Source organism: Rhizobium oryziradicis (assembly GCF_001939045.1).
In the GTDB taxonomy this organism is placed as follows: Bacteria; Pseudomonadota; Alphaproteobacteria; order Rhizobiales; family Rhizobiaceae; genus Allorhizobium; species Allorhizobium oryziradicis.
The window spans coordinates 195,158-219,296 of sequence record NZ_MKIM01000028.1 but is presented as its reverse complement, the minus strand read 5'-3'; the positions used below and the strand labels follow the sequence as shown (position 1 = coordinate 219,296).

23 protein-coding genes, 2 tRNA genes and 1 riboswitch are annotated in these 24,139 nt (G+C 54.1%); of the genes, 12 read left to right on the top strand and 13 right to left on the bottom strand.

Features of this window, described 5'->3' with window-relative positions; translation table 11 throughout:
- Positions 1-96: 96 nt before the first annotated feature.
- Positions 97-172 (top strand) — tRNA-Val (locus BJF95_RS16480).
- 191 nt (positions 173-363) lie between these two features.
- Positions 364-439: transfer RNA gene (locus tag BJF95_RS16475), tRNA-Val, on the top strand.
- 202 nt (positions 440-641) lie between these two features.
- On the opposite strand, the gene BJF95_RS16470 is transcribed toward BJF95_RS16475, so the two are convergent.
- The 4 genes from BJF95_RS16470 to BJF95_RS16455 all read right to left on the bottom strand — a co-directional run bounded on the left by BJF95_RS16470 (position 642) and on the right by BJF95_RS16455 (position 5,896).
- Positions 642-1,742 carry an NAD(P)-dependent alcohol dehydrogenase gene (locus BJF95_RS16470; protein ID WP_075640555.1) on the bottom strand — a complete coding sequence of 367 codons (1,101 nt, stop codon included), beginning with the start codon at positions 1,740-1,742 and terminating at the stop codon, positions 642-644.
- A gap of 127 nt (positions 1,743-1,869) precedes the next feature.
- A complete protein-coding gene (locus BJF95_RS16465) occupies positions 1,870-3,342 on the bottom strand; it encodes a benzaldehyde dehydrogenase (RefSeq protein ID WP_075640554.1) in 1,473 nt (490 codons plus the stop codon).
- 124 nt (positions 3,343-3,466) lie between these two features.
- Positions 3,467-4,300, bottom strand: a complete 834-nt coding sequence (locus BJF95_RS16460; RefSeq protein ID WP_075640553.1) for a p-hydroxycinnamoyl CoA hydratase/lyase — start codon at positions 4,298-4,300, stop codon at positions 3,467-3,469.
- Between the two features lie 42 nt (positions 4,301-4,342).
- Entirely contained in the window at positions 4,343-5,896 is a 1,554-nt protein-coding gene (locus BJF95_RS16455) for an AMP-binding protein (protein WP_245297354.1), read from the bottom strand.
- 137 nt (positions 5,897-6,033) lie between these two features.
- Between BJF95_RS16455 and BJF95_RS16450 the strand changes: the two genes are divergently transcribed.
- Positions 6,034-6,558, top strand: coding sequence for a MarR family winged helix-turn-helix transcriptional regulator (locus BJF95_RS16450; RefSeq protein WP_083638861.1), 525 nt, complete (start codon positions 6,034-6,036; stop codon positions 6,556-6,558).
- A gap of 42 nt (positions 6,559-6,600) precedes the next feature.
- Here the strand turns inward: BJF95_RS16450 and BJF95_RS16445 are convergent, their stop codons facing one another.
- The 3 genes from BJF95_RS16445 to lon form a co-directional block, all read right to left on the bottom strand.
- Positions 6,601-7,506: a DMT family transporter gene (locus tag BJF95_RS16445; RefSeq protein ID WP_075640552.1), complete on the bottom strand. Its 906-nt coding sequence runs from the start codon at positions 7,504-7,506 to the stop codon at positions 6,601-6,603.
- Positions 7,507-7,609: 103 nt separating this feature from the next.
- Positions 7,610-7,790, bottom strand: a riboswitch (FMN riboswitch).
- Positions 7,791-7,956: 166 nt separating this feature from the next.
- Positions 7,957-8,232 (bottom strand): DNA-binding protein HupB, encoded by a 276-nt coding sequence (gene hupB, locus BJF95_RS16440; protein WP_075640551.1) that lies wholly within the window; start codon positions 8,230-8,232, stop codon positions 7,957-7,959.
- A gap of 207 nt (positions 8,233-8,439) precedes the next feature.
- The gene (lon, locus tag BJF95_RS16435; RefSeq protein ID WP_075640550.1) at positions 8,440-10,860 is read right to left on the bottom strand and encodes an endopeptidase La; all 2,421 of its coding nucleotides are present in this window, start codon (positions 10,858-10,860) and stop codon (positions 8,440-8,442) included.
- A gap of 236 nt (positions 10,861-11,096) precedes the next feature.
- Here lon and BJF95_RS23885 point away from each other — a divergent pair, with 236 nt between their 5' ends.
- Complete coding sequence (locus BJF95_RS23885) at positions 11,097-11,399, top strand: hypothetical protein (RefSeq protein WP_139317542.1); 303 nt, start codon at positions 11,097-11,099, stop codon at positions 11,397-11,399.
- 53 nt (positions 11,400-11,452) lie between these two features.
- On the opposite strand, the gene clpX is transcribed toward BJF95_RS23885, so the two are convergent.
- Positions 11,453-12,733, bottom strand: coding sequence for an ATP-dependent Clp protease ATP-binding subunit ClpX (clpX, locus tag BJF95_RS16430; RefSeq protein ID WP_075640549.1), 1,281 nt, complete (start codon positions 12,731-12,733; stop codon positions 11,453-11,455).
- Between the two features lie 308 nt (positions 12,734-13,041).
- Entirely contained in the window at positions 13,042-13,674 is a 633-nt protein-coding gene (clpP, locus tag BJF95_RS16425; protein ID WP_075640548.1) for an ATP-dependent Clp endopeptidase proteolytic subunit ClpP, read from the bottom strand.
- Between the two features lie 790 nt (positions 13,675-14,464).
- On the opposite strand from clpP, the gene BJF95_RS16420 reads away from it, so the two are divergent.
- Together BJF95_RS16420 and BJF95_RS16415 are read left to right on the top strand one after the other, a co-directional pair.
- A complete protein-coding gene (locus BJF95_RS16420; RefSeq protein ID WP_175577279.1) occupies positions 14,465-15,688 on the top strand; it encodes a GGDEF domain-containing protein in 1,224 nt (407 codons plus the stop codon).
- Positions 15,689-15,724: 36 nt separating this feature from the next.
- Complete coding sequence (locus BJF95_RS16415) at positions 15,725-16,969, top strand: cytochrome P450 (RefSeq protein WP_075640546.1); 1,245 nt, start codon at positions 15,725-15,727, stop codon at positions 16,967-16,969.
- A 4-nt stretch (positions 16,970-16,973) separates the two neighbouring features.
- Here the strand turns inward: BJF95_RS16415 and BJF95_RS16410 are convergent, their stop codons facing one another.
- The 3 genes from BJF95_RS16410 to BJF95_RS16400 form a co-directional block, all read right to left on the bottom strand.
- Positions 16,974-17,318 carry a cupin domain-containing protein gene (locus tag BJF95_RS16410; protein ID WP_075640545.1) on the bottom strand — a complete coding sequence of 115 codons (345 nt, stop codon included), beginning with the start codon at positions 17,316-17,318 and terminating at the stop codon, positions 16,974-16,976.
- Between the two features lie 12 nt (positions 17,319-17,330).
- Entirely contained in the window at positions 17,331-18,614 is a 1,284-nt protein-coding gene (locus BJF95_RS16405) for an O-acetylhomoserine aminocarboxypropyltransferase (protein WP_075640544.1), read from the bottom strand.
- 228 nt (positions 18,615-18,842) lie between these two features.
- The gene (locus BJF95_RS16400; RefSeq protein WP_075640543.1) at positions 18,843-19,280 is read right to left on the bottom strand and encodes a CoA-binding protein; all 438 of its coding nucleotides are present in this window, start codon (positions 19,278-19,280) and stop codon (positions 18,843-18,845) included.
- 176 nt (positions 19,281-19,456) lie between these two features.
- On the opposite strand from BJF95_RS16400, the gene BJF95_RS16395 reads away from it, so the two are divergent.
- A complete protein-coding gene (locus tag BJF95_RS16395; protein WP_175577278.1) occupies positions 19,457-19,801 on the top strand; it encodes a hypothetical protein in 345 nt (114 codons plus the stop codon).
- A gap of 60 nt (positions 19,802-19,861) precedes the next feature.
- Here BJF95_RS16395 and BJF95_RS16390 read toward each other — a convergent pair whose 3' ends face one another.
- A complete protein-coding gene (locus BJF95_RS16390) occupies positions 19,862-20,317 on the bottom strand; it encodes a CoA-binding protein (protein WP_075640542.1) in 456 nt (151 codons plus the stop codon).
- A 711-nt stretch (positions 20,318-21,028) separates the two neighbouring features.
- On the opposite strand from BJF95_RS16390, the gene BJF95_RS16385 reads away from it, so the two are divergent.
- The 5 genes from BJF95_RS16385 to speB all read left to right on the top strand — a co-directional run bounded on the left by BJF95_RS16385 (position 21,029) and on the right by speB (position 24,088).
- The gene (locus tag BJF95_RS16385) at positions 21,029-21,460 is read left to right on the top strand and encodes a PaaI family thioesterase (protein ID WP_075640541.1); all 432 of its coding nucleotides are present in this window, start codon (positions 21,029-21,031) and stop codon (positions 21,458-21,460) included.
- Positions 21,461-21,717: 257 nt separating this feature from the next.
- Positions 21,718-22,182 (top strand): 50S ribosomal protein L13, encoded by a 465-nt coding sequence (rplM, locus tag BJF95_RS16380; RefSeq protein WP_075640540.1) that lies wholly within the window; start codon positions 21,718-21,720, stop codon positions 22,180-22,182.
- Between the two features lie 2 nt (positions 22,183-22,184).
- Positions 22,185-22,652 carry a 30S ribosomal protein S9 gene (rpsI, locus tag BJF95_RS16375; protein WP_075640539.1) on the top strand — a complete coding sequence of 156 codons (468 nt, stop codon included), beginning with the start codon at positions 22,185-22,187 and terminating at the stop codon, positions 22,650-22,652.
- 144 nt (positions 22,653-22,796) lie between these two features.
- Entirely contained in the window at positions 22,797-23,138 is a 342-nt protein-coding gene (locus BJF95_RS16370; RefSeq protein ID WP_075640538.1) for an antibiotic biosynthesis monooxygenase family protein, read from the top strand.
- Positions 23,139-23,140: 2 nt separating this feature from the next.
- Positions 23,141-24,088: an agmatinase gene (gene speB / locus BJF95_RS16365; RefSeq protein ID WP_075640537.1), complete on the top strand. Its 948-nt coding sequence runs from the start codon at positions 23,141-23,143 to the stop codon at positions 24,086-24,088.
- Positions 24,089-24,139: the final 51 nt, after the last annotated feature.

Sequence of the window (24,139 nt, the reverse complement as noted above, 5' to 3'; positions counted from 1 at the left end):
GATGACGATTTTTTTGAAAATGCCTCTTGCGGTTTAGCAATCAACCAGTTAGATCACACCCACCGAACGCGGCGGACATGATCCGATCTAGCGAGAGGGCGATTAGCTCAGTTGGTAGAGCGCCTCGTTTACACCGAGGATGTCGGCGGTTCGAGTCCGTCATCGCCCACCATTTTTCCTTGTTAATTTAAGTTGTTTTGGGGTCTTAATCGGGCCCTTTTTGGCGTTTTTGCGCGCGTTTGCGGATGCCGCGATTTATTTCACTTTGATGACGATTTTTTTGAAAATGCCTCTTGCGGTTTAGCAATCAACCAGTTAGATCACACCCACCGAACGCGGCGGACATGATCCGATCTAGCGAGAGGGCGATTAGCTCAGTTGGTAGAGCGCCTCGTTTACACCGAGGATGTCGGCGGTTCGAGTCCGTCATCGCCCACCATTCCCCATTTTATTTGAGTTTATTTTTCACCGGTAATGGCGCTGTGCGCGGTTTCGAGATGAAATCCGGCCTTGACCCTTCAACACGGGAAAGGCTGCTATTGGCCTTTCTCAAAGCCAATAGCAGCCTTCCAATGTGTTTTGGATTTTGTCGACAAAGCGCGGCTCTGCAAATCCAATAAACGCACCGCGCTTTTTCCCCCTCACCCGATACGAACAATCGGTTTGATTGACTTTCCGCTCTCGGAATCGTGAATGGCTTCATTGATCTTATCCAAGGGATAAAATGTCACCAGCCGATCAAACGGGAACAATCCCTTGCTGTAGAGGTCGATCAATAGCGGAATAAAGGTGTCCGGGTTCGAATCACCCTCCACAATGCCCATGAGCCGCCGTCCGCCACTCATGAAATGCACCTCGTCGAGGTTGATTTCTGTGCCAGGGGCCGATGCGCCAAGCACACCGCAGGTTCCCATGGGCGCGAGCGCCAGCACAGCACCTTTGATCACCTTAGATAATCCGGTGGTATCCAGTGCAAATGCGAGACCGTAGCCGGTGATGCGCATAATCTCTTCGGTCGAATCACCGTCTGCTGGATTGATGACATGGGTAGCACCCAACTCACGGGCCATGTCCAAGCGTTCCGGCTTCATATCGACCGCGATGATCGTCGTGGCCCCCAGCACTTTGGCAGCCATAATCGCCGAGAGACCGACGGATCCCGCGCCAAAAACCGCAAAGGATGAACCAGCTTGCACCTTCAGCGCATTCATCACCGCCCCTGCCCCGGTTTGCACGCCGCAGGCCAAGGGACCCATCAACTCCAGTTCGACCCCTTCAGGCACTTTCACCACATTGGCTTCATGGCAAATGGCGTGAGAGGCAAAAGAGGATTGGCCAAAAAAGTTGGCATGAACCTTTTCGCCATTCGCTGACAGGGCGGATGTGCCATCGGCACGGCTGGCCATAAAGTTGCGCGGGAAAAATTCGTGGCAATAGCTGATGTGATGGGCTTGGCAGCTTGGGCATTGCCCACAGGAGTTAAAGGTCATCACAACCCGATCACCGGGCTTGACTTTGCGCACGGCGGCCCCAACTTTTTCCACAATGCCCGCCCCTTCATGGCCAAGCACCACCGGAAAAGGCGTGGGCATCATACCGGCAATTACCACCATATCGGTGTGACACACGCCAGTCGCCACAAGCTTGACCAGAATTTCGGTATCGAGCGGATCTTCAAGTTCCAGTGTTTCAATCGTCAGTGGGGCGTTCTGTTGCCGGGCAACAGCAGCAGTGATCTGCATGATTATTCCTCCTCATTGTAAAAAGAGTGCGAGCAGCACCTTCGCCGCCCGAAGATGGGAGAGCGCCCTAAACCCATCGGGCTAGGGCGAACATGATGCGAAATAGGTCGAACGAGAGATACGTCTTTTAAAATGGATAGGCTGTCGCCTGATCCTTGACCGACACCCACTGCCACTGTGTGAACTCTTCAATGTCGGCGGGACCGCCCATGCGGCAGCCATTGCCCGATTTTCCACGACCGCCAAAGGGTGCGTAAGGTCCACCATTGACCGTCTGGTCGTTGATGTGGAGTTGGCCGACATTTAATTGGTTGCCGACGGCCATCGCACGCGCAAGATTTTTGGAAATCACCCCTGCGGCAAGGCCGTATTCGCTGCGGTTTGCAAGCTCCACCGCCTCTTCATCGGTCTCAAACGATGCAATGCAGGCGACCGGGCCAAACACCTCTTCATCGAAGGCCAACATGCCGGGTTTGACCCCGGATAGCACCGTGGCTTTGTAGAAACGACCATCGTGCGTACCGCCAGCCAGCAATTTCGCTCCCTTTTGCACGGCGTCATCCACAATTTTCTGGATTCCGGCAATCTGTCCATCGGAGATAATCGGGCCGAGGGCGACCTGACGCGAAGATGGATCGCCGACTGGCAGATGATTTGCCTTTTCAGCCAAACGCTGGGCGATATCATTGGCGATTTTTTGATCCACCAGCACAAGCCCTGTGGCCATGCAAATCTGCCCCTGATGCAAATAGCACCCCCATGCCGCATTGGAGGCCGCAATATCGAGATCTGCGTCATCGAGAATCACCAGCGCATTCTTGCCGCCGAGTTCCAGTTGCACTTTCTTGAGATGACGTCCCGCCACCTCGCCCACTTTGGAGCCGCCACGGGCAGAACCTGTGAAAGAAATCATTGCTATATTGGGGTCCTGGCACAGGGCTTCACCGGCCTCCGCACCGCCCGGCACCACATGAAATACGCCCTTTGGCAGGCCAGCCTCTTCAAAAATGCGGGCAATGATAAAGCCGCCCGAGATCGGCGTGCGGGGATCTGGCTTGTGGACAACAGCATTGCCCAGCACCAAAGCGGGCGCAATGGAGCGCAGAGAGAGAACCAGCGGAAAATTGAAGGGCGATATGACGCCGACCACACCATGCGGTACGCGGCGGGCGGAGTTGCTGCGATCATCCATTGAGGGTAACAGCAGGCCCGTGGGCATTGTCGCCAAGGTTGCTGCCTGGCGAATGAAAAGGGCACCGTGGTTGATCTCAATGGCGGCCTTTGGCTCGGTCGAGCCTGATTCTCGCATAATCCAGTCAATCAGCTCCGGGCCATTCTCCTCCAGAATATCGGCGGCCTTGTTGAGGATTTGCGCCCGCTCCGCCGCTGGTTTTGCCGCCCAGGCCTTTTGCGCCGCGCGTGCCTCAGTTGCTGCCCGAACAATATCCTGCGCACTGCCAAAACCAACCGATGCAATAACCTCGCCATTGGCAGGGTTTTGCACATCAATAGCACCTGTGGTGGTGCTGGCCCAATCGGAGAAATAAGCCCGACCGGTCCAACGCACGGCATCCATAAAATTTTCGCGTTGTATATTCATGTCATTTCCTCCCAGAAACACAAAAAATCTTCATTCCCCACACGTACCGGCAAGTGCCGTACGAAACCGTCCCACCGGCCAGAATAAAGCCTGCGATCTGTGAAGAGCGCAGGCTTTTGTCGTGTTACTTCTTTTTGTAAGCGCCAAGACCGGGGCGATAGGTCTTGTCATCGAGGAATTGCTTCAAGCCTTCATCGCGGCCGCGGGTTTTGTCCAAAAGCAGCATTTGCTCCAGCTTGGCGTAGATGTAATCATCCGCCAATTCCCAGGGCATGTTGCGAACCCGCTTGAAGGTGTCCTTAGCGGCCTTCATCGTCACCGGGTTCTTTTCCAGCAGGCTTGCGCAGAGTTTGCGAACACGCTCTTCCAGCTGTTCCAAGGGCACCGATTCGTTCACCAGGCCCATGTCGCGGGCCTTTTGGCCGCCAAAGGGTTCGCCCGTCATGATGTAATAGAGCGAATCACGGTGATTCATCACTTCGGCCACAGCGCGTGTGACATTGCCGCCCGGCAGGATGCCCCAGTTGATCTCTGAGAGACCAAAAGTTGCTTCATCGGCAGCAATTGCCAGATCGCACGCCACCAGAGGATTGAAGGCACCGCCAAAACACCAGCCATTGACCATGGCAATCGTGGGCTTCTCAAAATAGGTCAGGCGCTGCCACCAGCCACCAGACTGACGACGGCTTTTCAGTGTCGCAGAGCGGGGCTTGTCATCATTGTCGCGAAAATACTGCTGCAAATCCATGCCGGCCGACCAGGAAGTGCCAGCGCCGCGCAGAACCAGAACGCCGCAACGGTCATCACCTTCCAACTCATCCAGAACTTCCATCATCCGCTGGTTCAGCGCCGGGTTCATTGCATTGCGCTTTTCCGGGCGATTGAAGGTCACGAATGCGATGCTGTTATCAAACTCAACCAGAACCGGATCGGCTGCCGTTGTTTGTTTCTCTGTCATAGGTTTCTCCTTATTCTGCAGCGATGGACCGCAGCCTTGATTTCAAATGGATGAATGATCGTAATTTTTGCGCAAAACATGCTTGAGCACTTTGCCCGATGCTGTTCGCGGCAGACTGTCCACAAAGACAACTTTCTTCGGTCGTTTGAAGCTAGAGAGCCGCGCCACACAATGGGCGTGCACCTCTTCCTCCTGAAGCGATTTATCCGAGGCGACAATCAGTGCAATACCAACTTCGCCCCATTCGGGATGCGCAACGCCAATGATGGCCACTTCCGCAATGCCCGGATGCTCGACAAGTGCGGCTTCCACCTCGGCTGGATAAACATTTTCACCGCCGCTGATATACATATCCTTCAGGCGGTCAGCGAGGTAAATCACCCCATCTTGAGAGCGCGCCAGATCGCCACTGCGATACCAGCCATCCCAAAAAGCGGCCTCGGTCAAATCTGGCTTGTTCCAGTAGCCGGATGTCACCGTGGGTCCACGCAGCAAAATCTCACCGACCTCGCCCTCAGCAACGTCCTGGCCATCTGCGTCCACGATGCGCAAATCAATCAATGGTGCGGGATAGCCAATGCTGCCGGGGTGGCGCATGATTTGTTCGCTATCGAGCGGCATGTGGCAGGTCGTGCCCGCCTCACTCATGCCATAGCCATTCACCAGCGCAATGCCATCATCCATAAAGCGCTCAATCAACACCGGCGGCAAAGGCGCGCCACCCATGAAAATAGCTTTCAAACGCCGCAAGGCAGAAGGGTCCCAATGCTGATTTGCGCGCAAGGCAGAGGCGATTTGCGGCACACCGCAATAATGGGTGACGCCAATCGCCGGATCAGCCATGATACCAAAAGTGCGCTCCGGTAAAAATCGGTCTGAAATCACCAGCCGCCCGCCCATCAACAGAGCCGTGCGCGCCAAAGCCACCAGACCAATGGTGTGAAAAAACGGCAACTCGCACAGAACCACCGAGTCGGTGGAGACATCGCAGAGAAATGAAAAGTTGAGAGCGGAATAATATAAATTGCGTGCACTCAACATGACGCCCTTGGGCACGCCGGTGGTGCCAGAGGTATAAAGCAGCACGCATGTGCGCTCGGCAGAGCCAAAATCGGGCGCAAAAGGGGTGTAGGATTGACAGCGCCTATTGAGGCCGTCTTCGCCATCCACCGATAAGAGCATGGTAGACGAGCCTACCTTGATCTGAGCTTGAAACTCATCTTCAAAGATCACCAATGCTGGCTGGCAATCATCCAGAATCATCGAGATCTCGACAAGATTGAGACGCCAGTTGATGGGCACGAAAATAGCGCCAATCCGTTGGCAGGCGAAACAAACGGCAAGCTGGGCAATAGAATTACGCCCGACAAATGCAATGCGCGGTGATGGATCGTCGCCCAGGGTCGCTTCAGCCAGCATACTGGCAACACGCCCGACCAAGAGATCAAGCTCGCAATAGTTGAGCGATTGACCTGTTTTAATCTCCAGGATGGCAGGGCGCTTGGGCCCAACCTTGGCACGAAAACGGACCGGGTCTTCCGACTCCATTCCGACAGACGTGCCAACACCCCGCAATCGTGCGGCAATGCTGTTCATCATCATTTCCTCCCTGACAGTGACTCCTTCACCGCCATTTAGTATGTATTACATATTATCCTTTCTTTTGCTTCACACAAGTGAAATCTGCCATAGTCAGAAAAATCACAAAAATTCATCTCGAATCGGACAGAGCAATGAACACTATTGATGCATCGCAGGACGCCCCAACCTCTTCTCCCTCCACAAGCGCCGCGACCAGCGTGACATTGGGTGAATTGGAAAACATTCTTGGCTTTCACCTGCGGCTGGCCAATGTAGCGGTGTTTCAGGATTATCAGGTCACCATGGCGGGGCTTTCGCTCACACCGAAGCAGTTCGCGGTGCTGGAGTTGATTGAGACGAACCCGGGTGCAAGCCAGATCGATCTGGCCCATTGCCTGCGTATGGACAAGGCCTCCATGATGGCCTTGGTCAACAAGCTCGAAGCGCGCCACGCCATTGAGCGCCGACAAAGCGAGAGTGATCGTCGCCGGCAAGAACTGTTTATCACCACCGAGGGCCTCGCCTTGGCCAAAACCGCCAAAAAACTACGCGAAACCCATGAGGCCCGTTTCAAAGATCGCTTCTCTGCGGACGAACTTGCGGAATTGGTTTCCTATCTCCAGCGCATCTACACCAGCACAAGCACCACGCCTCTGCTTGAGGACGAGGTGGACTGAGAGCATCGACTCGATGCTCTCAGTCCACCTCTCTTCAATCGGTCAGGCAATGGCCTCTTTTCGCTCCTGACGCATTTCATTGGTCATGAGGTAAAGGGAGGCGGAGAGAATGAGCAGCGCGCCAAACCACAGCATTCCGCTTGGCGCGTAGCCAAACACGGCCCAGCCCGCGATGACGTTTAACGGCAGTTTCAGATCATCAAAGGGCTGCACATAGGTCGCGTCGGCGGTATCATAAGCCAGCGTCAGCCAATATTGACCGATCGCGGTCAAAAGCCCGGCAAGGATGAGCAAAATCAGGCTCAGACCATCGGGCACGGCAAAGCCTGACACCCCGGCAAGCCCGGCATTGATGGGTGTCAGCAACACCAGAAGCCAGATGGTGATGGTTTCCGGGCGCTCAAACGCCGTCAGGTTTTTCATCATCAGGGATGATGCCCCCCAAAGAATTGCCGACAGGATTGGCAAAAGAGCGGCCAGCGTAAAACTCTCCGACCATGGCTCCAAGATCAGCATGGCACCACAAAAGCCAACCGCTGTTGCCAGCCAACGTTTGGCCCCGACTTTTTCACGCAAAAACAGCCGCGCACCCAGAATAATAAAAAACGGAGAGGTCATCACCAGCGCAATCGCCTGCCAGATGGGCACGCTGGCCAAACCGCTGATCCATGCCTGCACGCCCAGCGCTGCCAGCAACACCCGCACCAGATGCCGAATGGGGAAATTGGTTTTCAGCGCGGCAATACCAAGCTTGCGCAACAAGGGCAGTGAAAAGATCAGTGCAAAACCATATTGCCAAAAAGCTGTCGAGGCCGAGGGAAAGGCCAGTTTCATTGCCAGCCACTGCGTTAGCACATTGAGAAATGCAAACGAGATACCCGCAAGCACCATATAGGCGGCTCCCATGACGGCGCGGGAGCGCAATATCGTAAAATAACTCTGACTCATGCCTCTTCCTTCATTACAAGGACATCATAAATCAGGGCAAATGCAAACAGGCACCCGTCCGATGGCCGCCCGCGATTGGCGATCCGTCGAAAAAGCACCCGTCTCTCATTCTCTTTCATCCGGACTATACCGTCGGCTCCGGCATCGCACCGGATCTGCTAACCTGCCGGTGATGCATCAAGCCCAAAATCTTGCGGCCCAAAGATCAACCGGTAAGCGCTCGCGGGCTCCGGGCATTGCCCGATACCGCCGGTGGGGACTTTCACCCCGCCCTGAGAATAATGTCAGCATATTGCATATTGTGACAAAGCGGAACACGGCGTTTCGCAAGACAGAGCGTCAACAAAACCTGTCAGCATCGCGCGATGGCGATTTCGCCAAAAAAAACCCGGCTAGCCGCCGGGTTTTTTAAATTCGTGTCCAGCGCACCGTAAAGACGGTGAAGAGGAATTAGCTGTTAACAGCGTCTTTCAAACCCTTGCCGGCCGTGAACTTTGGCACGTTGCGGGCTGGAATATCAACTTCAGCACCGGTTGAAGGGTTACGGCCCTTCGAAGCTTCACGGTGAGATACGGTGAAGGCACCAAAGCCTGCAAGGCGAATATCGCCACCGTTCTTCAGTTCAGCCTGAACCGTGTCGAAAACGGCATCAACGGCCGATGCGGCATCAGCCTTGGTCAGGCCAGCCTTTTCAGCGACTGCGGATACGAGTTCGGTCTTATTCATGTTTCCAACCTTTCTGTATGGCATGAAACGAGTCAAAAACTGCAAGTCGGGCGACAATACTCATGCCCATGCCCGTCGCAAGCCAAAAGCACCGCTATCGCCTGAAAAACAAGGGTTCCAGCGATGTTTACACAAAAAAGGCTGGTGTTTTCACCAGCCTTTCTCAAGTTTTGAGCAGATTACGCCAACATCATGGCAAGCGCGGGCTTAATGCGCCACGGTTACGCCCGATTCGTCCACACCCTCAACGGTGCCAACGGCAGGCGTTTCCACGGTGCCATCCCACTCAATCGGGTCAGGCACGCGCAGAAGTGCGTGCTTGATCACCTCGCCCATGCGGGACACCGGCACGATCTCAAGGCCATTCTTCACATTGTCTGGAATATCCGCCAGATCCTTGGCGTTTTCTTCCGGGATCAGAACCTTCTTGATACCGCCGCGAAGGGCAGCCAGCAGCTTTTCCTTCAACCCACCAATCGGAAGCACGCGGCCACGCAGGGTGATTTCACCCGTCATTGCCACATCCTTGTTGACCGGAATACCGGTCATCACCGACACGATGGCCGTTGCCATGGCAACACCCGCCGACGGACCATCCTTTGGTGTTGCACCTTCCGGCACGTGAACGTGGATATCCGACTTATCAAACCGTGGAGGCTCGATGCCGAAATCAACCGCGCGCGAGCGAACGTAGGACGCCGCAGCCGAAATCGATTCCTTCATCACGTCCTTCAAATTGCCGGTCACCGTCATGCGGCCCTTGCCGGGCATCATCACGCCTTCAATGGTCAGCAACTCGCCGCCCACTTCCGTCCAGGCCAAACCTGTGACGATACCCACCTGGTCTTCGCCCTCGGCTTCGCCATGGCGATAGCGCGGAACGCCCAGATAATCGTTGATGTTGGCAGCCGTGACAGACACCGAGGTGCTCTTGCCCTTGATGATTTCAGTCACAGCCTTACGGGCAACCTTCATCAACTCGCGCTCAAGACTACGAACACCGGCCTCGCGGGTGTATTGCTGGATGATCGCAACAATCGCATCATCGGCCAGAACGAATTCTTCCGGCCGCAAGGCATGTTCCTTGATTGCCTTTGGCAGCAAGTGCCGCTTGGCAATTTCCAGCTTTTCATCTTCCGTGTAGCCAGCAATACGGATGATTTCCATACGGTCCATGAGTGGGCCGGGAATATTCAGCGTATTGGCCGTGGTGATGAACATCACGTTGGACAGGTCATATTCGACCTCCAGGTAATGGTCCATGAATGTTGCATTCTGTTCCGGATCAAGCACCTCCAGCATGGCGGACGATGGGTCACCACGGAAATCCTGGCCCATCTTGTCGATTTCATCGAGCAAGAACAGAGGATTGGATTTCTTCGCCTTCTTCATCGACTGAATGACCTTGCCGGGCATAGAGCCAATGTAGGTACGGCGATGACCGCGGATTTCGGCTTCATCGCGCACGCCACCCAGTGCCATGCGGACATATTCGCGTCCGGTAGCCTTGGCGATGGAACGGGCAAGCGATGTTTTACCAACGCCGGGAGGGCCAACAAGGCACAGGATCGGACCTTTGATCTTGGTCTGGCGCGCCTGCACCGCCAGATACTCGATGATGCGCTCCTTGACCTTATCAAGGCCAAAGTGGTCCTCATCCAGCAGCTTTTCCGCGGCATTCAGGTCAATGCGGACCTTCGACTTCTTGCCCCATGGCAGGCTCAACAACCAATCAAGGTAGTTGCGCACAACTGTGGCTTCCGCCGACATAGGGCTCATATGCTTGAGCTTTTTCAGCTCGGCATCGGCCTTGTCCTTGGCTTCCTTGGTCAGTTTGGTCTTGGAGATGCGGTCTTCCAGTTCGGCCATTTCGTCACGGCCGTCTTCGCCGTCACCAAGCTCCTTCTGGATCGCCTTCATCTGCTCATTCAGATAGTATTCGCGCTGGGTCTTTTCCATCTGGCGCTTGACGCGCGAACGGATACGCTTTTCCACCTGAAGAACCGAAATTTCGCCTTCCATGAAGCCAAGCGCCTTTTCCAGACGTGTCTTCACGCTCACCGTTTCCAGCATTTCCTGCTTCTCGGTGACCTTGATGGACAGGTGCGACGCAACGGTGTCGGCCAGCTTGGAATAATCCTCGATCTGGCTTGCAGCACCGACAACTTCCGGCGAAATCTTCTTGTTGAGCTTGACGTAATTTTCAAACTCAGACACGACAGAGCGGCTCAAGGCCTCGTTCTCGACCGGATCTTCCTCTGGCTCGACCAATACGTCGGCGCGAGCCTCGTAGAAATCTTCGCGCTCGGTATAGCCTGCGATCTTGGCGCGCGCCTTGCCTTCGATCAGCACCTTGACGGTGCCATCAGGAAGCTTCAGCAGCTGCAAGACATTGGCAATTGTACCAACTTCGTAAATCGCGTCTGTCGACGGATCATCTTCACTTGCATTGATCTGGGTGGCCAACATGATCTGCTTGTCGGTACCCATGACTTCTTCAAGAGCACGAATGGACTTCTCGCGCCCTACAAAGAGCGGCACGATCATGTGCGGGAACACCACGATGTCACGCAACGGCAATACCGGATAGGTATCAGCATTGCCCGTGACAGAGGTCACTTTAGTCATTCCATTTCCTTTCATCGTCCCGTTGCCGGGACCCAAATCCGCGCTTACTCGCCGCGGGGGACATGGTTATGTTGTCTCACACACTGAAGTGGAGACCCGAGCCTCAAAATTCAAGTCTGTCGATCTTTTCCGATGAGTGCGGCACCAGATCGGACACCTTGACGCGAAACACACCGCCGATAAACGCCGGCGGAAAAACCTTAACCGCCCCCTAGATCGCCCAGGAGGCAGTGACGATGCGCCTTATTCAACCACGCCCGAACCTCAAACCATGTTTCTGCGCGGTCAATGGATACGAGCATTGCGGTAAAAATACCCCAGTGCGCCGCCAAATCACGCGAAGCATCTGCATCAGTCATAAACCATTCAAAATGCGGCTGCAAACGACTGAAACACGGAATGAACCGCAAAGACAAAAAAACCGATGGAACAGTTCAAATCAGATCAAAATCTGCGCATTTTTTGCCAAAATTCGAAAGCGTCGCCCGTCGAACACCCTGGAATCAGCGATGACAAAAATGACAGCCCAGAATCAATGAAGCCCGCACGAGGCGGGCTCCAAAACACTGCAGTCATCAACAGATGAAAACGATCACGCCGAAGCGTTGACCTTCTCATCCTGGCGGTCTGCGTAAATGTAAAGCGGACGGGCCGTACCACGGACAACCTCATCCGAGATGACCACTTCGCGAACACCTTCAAGCTCAGGCAGTTCGAACATGGTGTCGAGCAAGATTTTTTCCATGATGGAACGCAAACCACGCGCACCGGTCTTACGCGTAATGGCCCGACGGGCGATTTCGCGCAAGGCATCTTCATGGAAGTTCAACTCGACATCTTCCATCTCGAACAGGCGCTGATACTGCTTGACCAAAGCGTTCTTTGGCTCCGACAGGATCTGAATCAGCGCATCCTCATCCAGATCTTCCAGCGTAGCCAGAACAGGCAAACGACCGATGAACTCTGGGATGAGGCCGAACTTCACCAGATCTTCCGGCTCCAGCTCGCGCAGCACTTCGCCAACGCGGCGATCTTCCGGCGATGACACCGAAGCGCCAAAGCCAATGGAGGTCTTTTCGCCACGGGCTGAGATGATCTTGTCCAGACCGGCAAAGGCACCGCCGCAGATGAACAGGATGTTGGTAGTATCCACCTGCAGGAATTCCTGCTGAGGATGCTTGCGGCCACCCTGAGGCGGAACAGATGCAACTGTTCCTTCCATGATCTTCAACAGCGCCTGCTGCACGCCCTCGCCCGACACGTCGCGGGTGATGGATGGATTGTCAGACTTGCGGCTGATCTTGTCCACTTCATCGATGTACACGATGCCGCGCTGTGCACGCTCAACGTTGTAATCGGCAGACTGAAGCAGCTTGAGAATGATGTTTTCCACATCCTCGCCCACATAGCCGGCTTCCGTCAGCGTTGTGGCGTCGGCCATGGTGAATGGCACATCAATGATGCGCGCCAAGGTCTGGGCAAGATAGGTCTTGCCGCAACCGGTTGGTCCGCACAGCAGAATGTTCGACTTTGCAAGCTCAACTTCGCCGCCACCCTTGGAGGCATGCGAAAGGCGCTTGTAGTGATTGTGCACGGCAACCGACAAAACTTTCTTCGCCTGCTGCTGACCAATCACATATTCGTCGAGAATCTTGATGATGTCCTGCGGCGTGGGAACGCCTTCGCGGGACTTGACCATCGAGCTTTTGTTTTCTTCGCGGATGATATCCATGCAAAGTTCGACGCATTCATCGCAGATGAACACTGTCGGGCCAGCAATCAGCTTGCGGACCTCGTGCTGGCTCTTGCCGCAGAACGAACAATACAGGGTATTCTTGGAGTCACCGCCGTTGCTTCCGCTGACTTTGCTCATAACTTTTTCCTTCCAGCACGCCGCACCAGCACTTGCTGGTTCGCGGTCTACTCACATCGCCCCTTTTCCGCCTCTCGGACGAGCCGTCACCCTGGCGGCTGGGACGAAATCGGTTCGGAGGTACTATTCAGCTCTCAAAAAGTCACATCATTGAGCCGACGGCAACGAAAACCTCCGAGAATTATCAGACTACGTCATAAAACTTCAACATAGCCTTAATAACTATTATTAGCGCGTTCGGTCTGAGATTAAACCCCCTCCATGGAGTGTAGCTTACGTTTTCCATGGAAGGAGCAACCAAAACCGGATCAAGATGCCGTTATACCCTCGATCTCGGCGCGCGTTGTCAGAATCTTGTCGATCAGACCCCAATCCTTAGCTTCACTGGATTCCATGAAGTGGTCACGGTCAAGTGTCTGCTCAACCTCTTCAAGGGTGCGGCCCGTGTGCTTGACGTAAACCTCATTGAGGCGGCGCTTCATCTTGATGATGTCGCGTGCATGACGCTCAATATCAGACGCCTGACCCTGGAACCCGCCGGATGGCTGGTGCACCATGATCCGTGCATTCGGGGTTGCAAAACGCATGCCCTTTTCGCCAGCAGCCAGAAGCAGCGAGCCCATGGATGCGGCCTGACCAATGCAAAGCGTGGATACGGCGGGACGAATAAACTGCATGGTGTCATAAATCGCCATGCCTGCCGTCACAACACCGCCCGGCGAATTGATATAGATCGCGATTTCCTTTTTCGGATTTTCCGCTTCCAGAAACAGGAGCTGGGCACACACGAGCGATGCCATGTGATCTTCGACCGGACCGGTCAAGAAAATGATGCGCTCCTTCAACAGACGCGAATAGATGTCATAGGACCGCTCGCCGCGATTGGTCTGCTCGACGACCATAGGCACGAGGGCCATGGCGGTATCAACTGGATTTCTCATGTCCGTCCTTTTCAACCCATTCCCAACATAAAGCTCTAGGCTCACCATTAAAGCCGTAGGCGCAACATAAAAAACCCCTAATGCATAATTCCTTAAACCGGAATCGATTTAAGGCAAAAATTATGCATCAGATATAAAATGCTACAGCGCACCTTTGTGCGCCTATATGGCGCTCAGCGCTGTATGCGGGAATCAATTCCAATGCTGTCAAGACATACATAGAGTGTTAGCCCCCCAGACTTCAAGACGCGAGCAAAGGATATCGTTAATCGCTTGCATTCGACTATTGCATAACTCTTTAAACCGGAATCGGCTTAAAGATAAAATTATGCAACAGAAATAAAGAGCTACAGCGAACCTTTGTGCGCCATATAGGGCGCACGGCGCTGTCGCGACTGATATCCACATTCTCACGGCAATTCTTTAGCAAAAGCGAAAGAAGTCCAATCGGTTGGCCACATCGGATTTCCGCCATAAATGCAGTCAAAAGGCCATGTACGGAACCAATCAAGCGTTTGCAACATCGGCAAAAAAGAGATTAGTATGGGATTTGTTACAGGGTTTGTGAATTTGAAGCGCAGCTGTGCCTCATCAGAGACGAAAAACCGTTTTGAATTTTCAAATCATCCAGGCAATTTCTGAATTTGAAATATAATCGGCGGACTGGTTCAGGCGGCGGTCGTGCATTCCATTAGCACAGATATTGCGGCCGCAATTCAGAGAATTAAGGGCAAAAAACTTGCTTGACGCGAAGACTGCTTTTTTTATGTGGAGTGCTCAAGCGCTCACATTGTCTCTTCTTTTGTTTGTCGTCTGGCTCCACGACCGCTCACAGCGCCATTATTTGTTGTTCTGCATCGGGTTTGCCCTCAACAGCCTTGGAGGTATCTCCTTCAATCTGCGGGGGTATGCTGGCGATATCCTCACAATCTATTTCAGCAATTGCCTGGTTCTTTTGTCACTGTGCCTGTGGGCCAACGGCTTGCGATTGTTTGAAGGGCGCAAATGGGTGTCTTGGCCAGCAATTCCGGCCGCACTCTGGCTTGTTGCCAATCTGTTTCCACCGATCTATTCGAGCTTTGCCAACAGGCTGATTGTGTACGCACTCGGCTCCGCCCTTGGCTATGCCTTTCTGGCATCAACATTGGTGAGCTCCCGGTTGAGCAAGCCGAGGTACAGACACATGCTGGCTGGCCTATGGTTGGTGCAGAGCGGAATGGCACTCAGCTTTGCACTCTATGGAATTCTCGGACACCCGGAAAATTTTGCAGGCATCCCATTCCTGGGAGGCATGATCCTCTTGTTTATCGCCTGCATGCTCTCAACTTTCGTGCTGTTGTCAAAAATAATCATGGATCGGAATGAGGCGCGCCTGAAACTCTTGTCTGTGACCGACCCGCTGACCGGGGCCTTGAATCGCCGAGGTTTGATTGAGGCCGCACACACATTAAAGCACAACACAACGAAGGATCGGCTTCTGGCGCTTCTGGTGTTTGACCTCGACCATTTCAAAACCATCAACGACACGCACGGCCATCAGGTCGGCGATGCAGTCTTGTCATCCTTTGCCGAAATGGCCTCCTCGGTTGTCGCAAATGCAGGGACGCATCCGAAGGGACTGTTTGGGCGGTCTGGCGGTGAGGAATTCTGCACCTTGATACCCGTCGAGAACCTGCGGCAAGCAGCAGGCCTTGCCGAACAGATCCGCACAATGGTTGCCAATACGCCGATTGTCATTCACGCTCACACAGTGCGCCTTACGGTGAGCATTGGCATCTCCAGCATCAACGCCGCTCAGTTTGATTTTGATACGCTGATGAGCCAGGCTGATCACGGCCTTTACAAAGCAAAGGCAGATGGCCGAAATCGCACTGCCATCGCGCGCGGAGAAAGCGTCTATTGCATTGGTCCGGGCCTGGAGCCTGGCAGTCCCGCCGCCATTGACCAGGATGCGGACCTGCAGGTGGCTGCCCTTCGCCGCCTTACGCAGCGTCAGCTGCATTCCGATACATAGAGCATATTTACACCTCATTTGATGATCAGGCACCTCATGACTCTCTCCTCTTTCCTATCCGTGGACACCACAAATCGCTCCGTCAGCCTCGATTCAAGCGATCCACGGTTTTACGACAATCCCAATGCCGTCTATGCGGCGCTACATGAGCAAGCTCCCACCTTCTATTGGGAACAGCAGAAGCAGTGGTTTTTCAGCAGCTATGATCTGGTCAATGCGCTGTTGCGCGACAAGCGGTTTGGCCGTCAGATCCTGCATATCGCCAGCCGCGAAGAGCTCAATATGCCGCCGCCTTCGGCCCACACCCGCCATTTTGACGCAGCGGAGTCGTGGTCGCTGCTGGAGCTTGAGCCGCCGGAACACACAAGATTGCGCACCCTTGTCAATCGCGCCTTTGTCTCGCGCCATGTGGAAAAAATGACGCCGGAGATCACCGATCTTGCCAACGGCTTGATTGATGCCTTCGAAGGCGAGCGCAAGACAGAGCTTCTCGCAAGCTTTGCGGACATCATCCCGGTGACCATGATCGCCCGGATGATTGGCATTCCCGATGAGATGGGGCCGCAATTGCTGAAATGGTCCCATGACTATGTCGGCATGTATATGTTCAACCGAACCCGTGCGGATGAGGATGCCGCGGATCGCTCATCGAAGGAGTTTTCCGATTATGTCCGCAGCATCATTGCCCAGCGCCGCGCCACACCGCGCGAAGATCTGCTCAGCCACATGATCCATACAGAGCACAAAGGTCAGCTTCTGACCGATGATGAGTTGGTGTCCACCACCATTGTTTTGCTCAACGCTGGCCACGAGGCAACCGTGCATCAGATTGGCAATTCGGTGCGTGTTATTCTCGAAAGCGGGCTGGACCCGTCAGCGCTTTTTGCCGACGCCGCAAGCACTGAGCGCACGGTGGAAGAATGTTTGCGCATTTGTGCGCCGGTGCATATTTTCCAGCGCTACTGTCTTGAGCCTTGCGAGATTGATGGCGTCAGCCTGAAACGTGGCGATAAGATCAGCCTGATCCTGGCTGCGGCCAATTTGGACCCGCGAAAATTTCCCGATCCCCTCACCTTCAAGCCAATCCGCAATGAAGGGGCAAACCTGTCGTTTGGCGCAGGCATTCATTTTTGCATTGGCGCGCCCTTGGCACGGCTGGAGTTGAACCTCGCACTGCCATTGCTGTTCAAGCGCCTGCCCGGACTGAAGCTTGCCAGCCGCCCCAAGGTGAAAGATGTCTATCACTTTCATGGATTGGAGCGGCTCGATCTGGTCTGGTGAGGTATTACAACCGCACGACATAATCCTTGCGGGTGGTTTCAACCACTTGCCAGATGCCCTGAAAGCCGGGCCGGATGATCATGCGATCGCCAGCGCGCAGATGCACAGGTTGACCGCCCTCCTCCGTCAGAATCGAATGCCCTTCGAGAATGGAGAAATACTCCCATTCATCATAGGATACACGCCATGTGCCGGGGGTGGATTGCCACACCCCGGCATAGAGGCCGTTGCCGGCATCCTCAAGATTCCAGGTCAGAAAACGCGGATCGCCCTCCAACACTCTTTCCGGTGCCGGTGCGCCCTCTTCCGGCTCAACCGTTGAGAGATCAAAGCCGAGTGCCTTGGACATAGTGTTCTCCCGTCACGCTTTCGCGAGTGCCTGTTCCAGATCAGCGATAATGTCTTCAGCATCTTCGATGCCAACCGACAGACGCACCACATCCGGCCCGGCACCGGCTGCCACCTGTTGCTCCGGCGACAATTGCGCATGGGTGGTCGATGCCGGGTGAATGACCAGAGAGCGGGTATCGCCAATATTGGCCAGATGCGAAAACAGCTGTAGCCCTTCCACCAGCGCCTTGCCAGCGGCATAGCCACCCTTGACGCCAAAGGTGAAGACGGCACCTGCACCCTTGGGCGCATAGCGCTGCTGCAAGGCGTGGTTCGGATCATCCGGCAAGCCTGCGTAAGAAACCCAGGCCACTTTTTCATGATTTTTCAGCCAATTGGCAACCTTGAAGGCGTTTTCACAATGGCGCTGCATGCGCAGCGGCAGGGTTTCGATGCCGGTAATCAGCAAAAAGGCATTCATGGGGGCGATGGCCGGTCCAAGATCGCGCAAGCCCAACACGCGGCAGGCAATGGCAAAGGCCATATTGCCAAAGGCCTCATGCAGGATCACCCCGCCATATTCCGAACGCGGCTGCGACAGGGTGGTAAACTTGCCCGACGCCGACCAATCAAATGTGCCACCATCAACAATGATACCGCCCATGGAATTGCCATGGCCGCCGAGGAATTTCGTGGCAGAGTGCACAACAATATCTGCACCATGTTCCAAAGGGCGCACCAGATAAGGGCTTGCCATCGTGTTATCAACAATCAGCGGCAGGCCATGGCGGCGCGCAACCTCGGCAATGGCGGCGATATCCACAAACTTGCCAGCAGGGTTTGCCAGACTTTCAATGAAAATAGCCCGTGTGCGGTCATCAATTTGCGCAGCAAAGCTCTCCGGCTCATCCGTATCAGCCCAGCGCACTTGCCAGCCGAAATTGCTAAACGCATGACCAAATTGATTGATTGAGCCGCCATAGAGCTTTTTGGCAGCAACAAAATTATCCCCAGACTGCATCAAGGTGTGAAACACCAGCATTTGCGCCGCATGGCCGGAGGCAACAGCCAAAGCCGCCGTGCCGCCCTCCAGGGCTGCCACGCGCTCTTCCAGCACACCCTGCGTGGGATTCATGATGCGGGTATAAATATTGCCGAATTGCTTGAGGCCAAACAGGGCTGCGGCGTGGTCCGCATCTTCAAACACATAGGCCGTGGTTTGATAAATCGGCGTGGTGCGCGCACCAGTGGTCGGATCTGGCTGCGCACCAGCATGAACCGCGAGCGTTGCAAAACCCGGACTATTGTTCGACATGATATTCCTCCCTAAATTATAATTGAGCGATCAGAGCATTCATTCTCTGATCTGAGAAATTTGCCGTCCCAGCCCCGCACATTTTATCAAACGCGCTGAGGTCGCAGTAAAGGCTTTCAAACAGGGATTTTCTTGATCTTCATCGTCAATTGCAAGGCGACAAACAGGTGCAAACACAGGAATAAGATGGGTTTGTTTCAAGCCGTTTCGCAATTGGCGAAAATCATTCTACTCACCCCAGCCGATCAACCTTGGATGTTCAATGGCCGGGCAGCGGTTCATCACCATTTTTATGCCAGCGGCTTCCGCCTTTAGCGCTGCGGAATCATCGCGCACGCCCAACTGCGACCAGACAACGGATGGTTTTGGGTCTAGCGCCAGAGCTTCGTCAACAACACCATCAAGATATTCGCTGGCGCGAAACACATCAATCATATCCACCGGTTCGGGAATATCGGCCAGTCGCGCATAGACCACCTGCCCCAAGATCTGCTTGCCTGCCTGTCCTGGGTTGACGGGAATAACCCTGTAGCCACGCCCGAGCAGAAAACGCATGACATCATGGCTGGGACGCTGCGGATTGGGCGAGGCACCCGTCAGCGCAATCACCTTCACTTGCGTTAAAATATCCCGCAGGTATTGGCTATCATAATTATCATGCTGCATTTTCAACGCCTCCTCCACTCCCGGTGATCTCAAACCATCCCGTCAACACGATTGGCCGTCACACATTATTGACTATGGCCACATTGAAAGTGGTCTGGTATCGCCCAAGATATATAGAGATAGGTGATGAGACTGACAACGTGCGCAAATGGCGCACACGCAACGGAGAAATTGTGATGAAGCCGCTTATGGGGACAATGATCTGCCTTGGAATAGCGCTCAGCACGAGCAATGCACTGGCGATCAACAGATATAATGTGACAACATTAAACTGCGAAGACGCAAGACAGATCCTGCGCGATCAAGGGGCCGCTATCTTTCGCCACCCCTCCAAGCGCGTCAGCGGAATGACGCTCTATGATCGCTACGTGCGCAACAGCCAGTCTTGCGATTATGATGAATATGCCGAGCGCGCCATTGTGCCGACCAAGGATAATCTTCGCTGCCCGGTGCTGAATTGCCAGCCCATCAGCAATCTTGATGGGAACTGGCCAAACTTCATTCCGCACAACTCGTTATGACGCAGAGCCTCGTGACCCATTCACCTCGCGGCTGAGGTCTTCAAGCTGCAAACCGCCTGATCACGCAGCACTGTGAGAGGGATGGGTTGCCTCGTACACCAAAGGATATTCAGCCACCAAGGCGCGGTTCATCACCACTTCAAGGCCTGCAGCTTCTGCTCTTGCGGCAGCCGCATCATCTCTGACACCCAATTGGCCCCAAATTGCCTTTGGCCGAACTGGCAGTGCCAGCATCTCGTCAACCACGTCGGAAAAGGCATCGCTCTGGCGAAAAACATCAACCAGATCTATCGCTTCTGGAATATCGCTCAGACGGGCATAAACCTGACGCCCAAGAATGGTTTGGCCGGCAATATGAGGATTAACCGGGAAAACCTTGTAGCGCTTGCCGAGCAAAAAGCCGAGCACCCAGTGACTTGGCCGGTCATCACGCGGTGATATGCCCACCAGCGCAACAGTGCGCGTTTGCTGCAGAACCTTGCGCAAGAAGGCATCGCTGTAGTTGTTGTGATCCATGGTATCGTCCTCCCAGTCAATTGTGATCAATTATTCAGGATGGCATTCTGTGCGATCACGCCTCTTGTTCAGAGACATACAGAATACTCCTCTCAATTACATAAGAAAAGCCTAACGTTTTATCGCAGCAACCCAGCATTTACCTTTGCCCGGCCGTGCAGAAGTGCATCCAAAAATGCAATCATTTGGTTTATTAGTATATTATGTCATCGATTTTTAAGGCCGGTTGACGAATAAATTAAATCGATTGAAATATCCCACCCTCTTGATAGCGCTACCAACGAAGAGCAAAAAACACCCGCTGCGATTTAAAAAAGTGACACAAGTCACACGCCAATTTTTTATTCTTTTTTTGTTCGCGTATGTTCACTTTTTGTTCAATCGTACTTTAGCAACAACAAATTGAGAAAGACAAACAATTCCAATTGGCTCCAGCCTCTCTTCACGGGCATGTGAACAGGATATTTTGGCGTAAAATGAGACCAAAGTCTGTGGCGTCTTGCCGCCAAACATCCGAAATTCTGCTCCGTTTGCGGATTGGAATGTCGCAACATTCCCACCATAAGATGTATTTGGCGCATACACGATATTGATCAAAAACCGGACAGTAAAATCACGCCTTAAACGTGCAGATCCCTTTTTAAAAAATTAGCTTTGCGGCAAAGAAGGTGATGTGGTCAGAATAGCACAGCCACGCATAAGGATGAGCGAATGCCGAACCACCCCGTCATGACAATGGACGCAATCAGCGTTTTTCTTGATACCCATTTTCCCCAGCTTCAAAACGATGGGCAGCACTACAGGGTGACAAAAATCGGGACAGGCACCGCCACCATGCAACTTGATCCTGGCACACGCCATTTGCGGCCGGGTGGCACGGTCTCAGGCCCCGCCTTGTTCACATTGGCCGATGTTGGCTGCTGGATTGCCATCATGGCGCAGGTCGGGCCAATTCCGATGGTGGTCACCACCAACCTCAACATCAATTTTCTGCGGCTTCCAACACAGGCCCCTCTCGATTGCGACTGCCGGATTTTAAAGCTGGGGAAGCGCCTGGCTGTGGTTGATGCGCTGATCCATCAAGGCAGCTCTGAGGAACCCGTGGCACAAGCAACCGCCACTTATTCTATTCCGCCCCACTAAAAGCGGCGCTCAATGTGCGGTAAAATAATACCACAACACTAAATCGTTGTAATATAAAGGAAATTCAAAAGAGCGTCGAGAGATGCATATCTTGACCATTTTCGCGCTCACCACTATAAGGCAGCCAGCACACGGGCCATTGGCTCCGTTTGTTTTTTTGTGCGGACATTCCTTACAAAAACAAGCAACAAAAAACGCTCCCAATGGCGCATATCAGCAATGGTCGGGCCGGAAGGGACCAAGAGAAAGTGAACCCTATGTCTACCTTCGTTCAGAAGCCCGCCGAGGTGGAGAAGAAGTGGATCATCATCGACGCCGAAGGCCTCGTTGTTGGTCGCCTCGCCACCATCATTGCAACCCGCCTGCGCGGCAAGCACAAAGCAACCTACACCCAGCACGTTGACGATGGTGACAATGTCATCGTTATCAATGCCGAGAAGGTTGTTCTGACCGGCAAGAAATATTCTGACAAGACTTACTTCTGGCACACCGGCTATCCGGGTGGCATCAAGGAGCGCACAGCGCGCCAGATCATTGAAGGCCGCTTCCCTGAGCGCGTTCTTGAAAAGGCTGTTGAGCGCATGATCCCACGTGGTCCGCTTGGCCGTCGCCAGATGAAGAACCTGCGCGTTTATGCAGGCTCGAACCACCCACACGAAGCCCAGCAGCCTGTCGCTCTCGACGTGGCATCGCTGAACAGCAAGAACACAAGGAGCGCCTAAGTATGGCTGACCTCTCTTCCCTGAAGGATCTCGGCACTGCACAGGAAGCTTCTGCTCCAGTTCACGTGCGCAAGGTTGACGCTCAAGGCCGCTCTTATGCGACTGGCAAGCGCAAGAACGCTATCGCTCGCGTATGGGTCAAGCCAGGCACTGGCAAGATCACCGTAAACGGTCGCGATTTCCCTGTTTACTTCGCACGCCCTGTGCTTCAGATGATTCTGAAGCAGCCAATCGTTGCTGCTGCACGCGTTGACCAGTTCGACATCGTTGCAACTGTTACCGGTGGCGGTCTTTCCGGCCAGGCTGGCGCTGTTCGTCACGGCATTTCCAAGGCACTCACCTACTTCGAGCCGGGCCTTCGCTCTGTTCTGAAGAAGGGTGGCTTCCTGACCCGCGACAGCCGCGTTGTTGAACGTAAGAAGTACGGCAAGGCAAAAGCCCGTCGTTCTTTCCAGTTCTCCAAGCGCTAATCGCGTTTTCGGAATTTGGAATTGGAAAAGCGGGGCCTCGGCTCCGCTTTTTTTGTTCTCAAATCATCACGCAATTGAATTGGTCTATCACGCGCGTGATGCCTAAGAGAGAACACTTACGGAACATATCGAAAAGGCTTTGCCATGCCCTCGCCGTTTGCCACGCTTCCCGCACCTCCTTATTATGTCGTCTGTTTTTCATCGATCCGCACCGAAGGTGACAATGGCTATGGAGACATGGCTGAGGCCATGGTGGATCTCGCCAGCCGGCAACCGGGCTTTCTAGGTGTGGAATCGGCGCGGGGCGCAGATGGCTTTGGCATAACAAACTCCTATTGGGCAGACGAGATATCGATCCGCAATTGGAAAAAAGTGGTTGACCACCTTGCCGCCCAAAGCCAAGGTCGCACTGAGTGGTATCGTCATTATGAAGTGCGGGTTGCCAAGGTTGAGCGCGCCTACAGCTTCGATAAAACGGAACAGTGACTATGGCAGAGAAATCCATCGACCACGCCTTTACCGCCCTGGATCTGACATCAGCGGCCACGGACCCCACCTATGCGGGCGTGCTGTCGTTCATGCGCAGGCGCTACACCAAGGTTCTGGATGGGGTCGATACCGTCGTCTGGGGCATTCCCTTTGACGCCGCCACCTCCAACCGGCCCGGCACGCGCTTTGGGCCGCAGGCGATTCGGCGTGCTTCGGCGATTTTTGACAATGATCCGCAATATCCGTTTGAGCGCGATCTGTTTGCGGCCATGCCCGCGATTGATTACGGCGATTGCCGTCTGGACTACGGCAACCATTGGGACACGCCCGCAACCATCGAGACGGAAGCGGCGCATATTCTCTCAAAGACCAATTTTCTGCTCACGCTGGGCGGGGACCATTTCATCACATGGCCTTTGCTGAAAGCTCATGTCGCCAAGCATGGTCCTCTGGCGCTGGTGCAGTTTGATGCCCATCAGGACACATGGTTTGATGATGGCAAGCGGATTGACCATGGTTCGTTTGTGGGCCGCGCGGTGCGTGAAGGTCTGATTGATCCCAACCATTCCATCCAGATCGGCATTCGCACCCACGCGCCGGATGATTGCGGACTGCGCATCGTTTACGGCCATCAAGTGGAAGAGATGCGGGCAGCCGAAATTGCTGCGCTGATTCTGGAGCATACGGCTGGCAAACCCGCCTATTTGACTTTTGATATCGATTGCCTTGATCCCGCCTTTGCACCCGGCACGGGAACGCCGGTGGCAGGAGGGCCGTCCAGTTCAAAAATTCTCTCCGTTTTGCAAAACCTTCATGCGCTCGACATAAGAGGAGCGGATGTTGTCGAAGTGGCCCCGGCCTATGACCATGCCGATATCACCGCCATTGCAGGGGCAACGGTAGCCATGTATATGCTGGGCCTACGCGCCGAGCGGCTTGCCCGGTAACGTTCACAAACCGTAATGTTCACAGATTGATTCAACAGATTGCAGGATTGA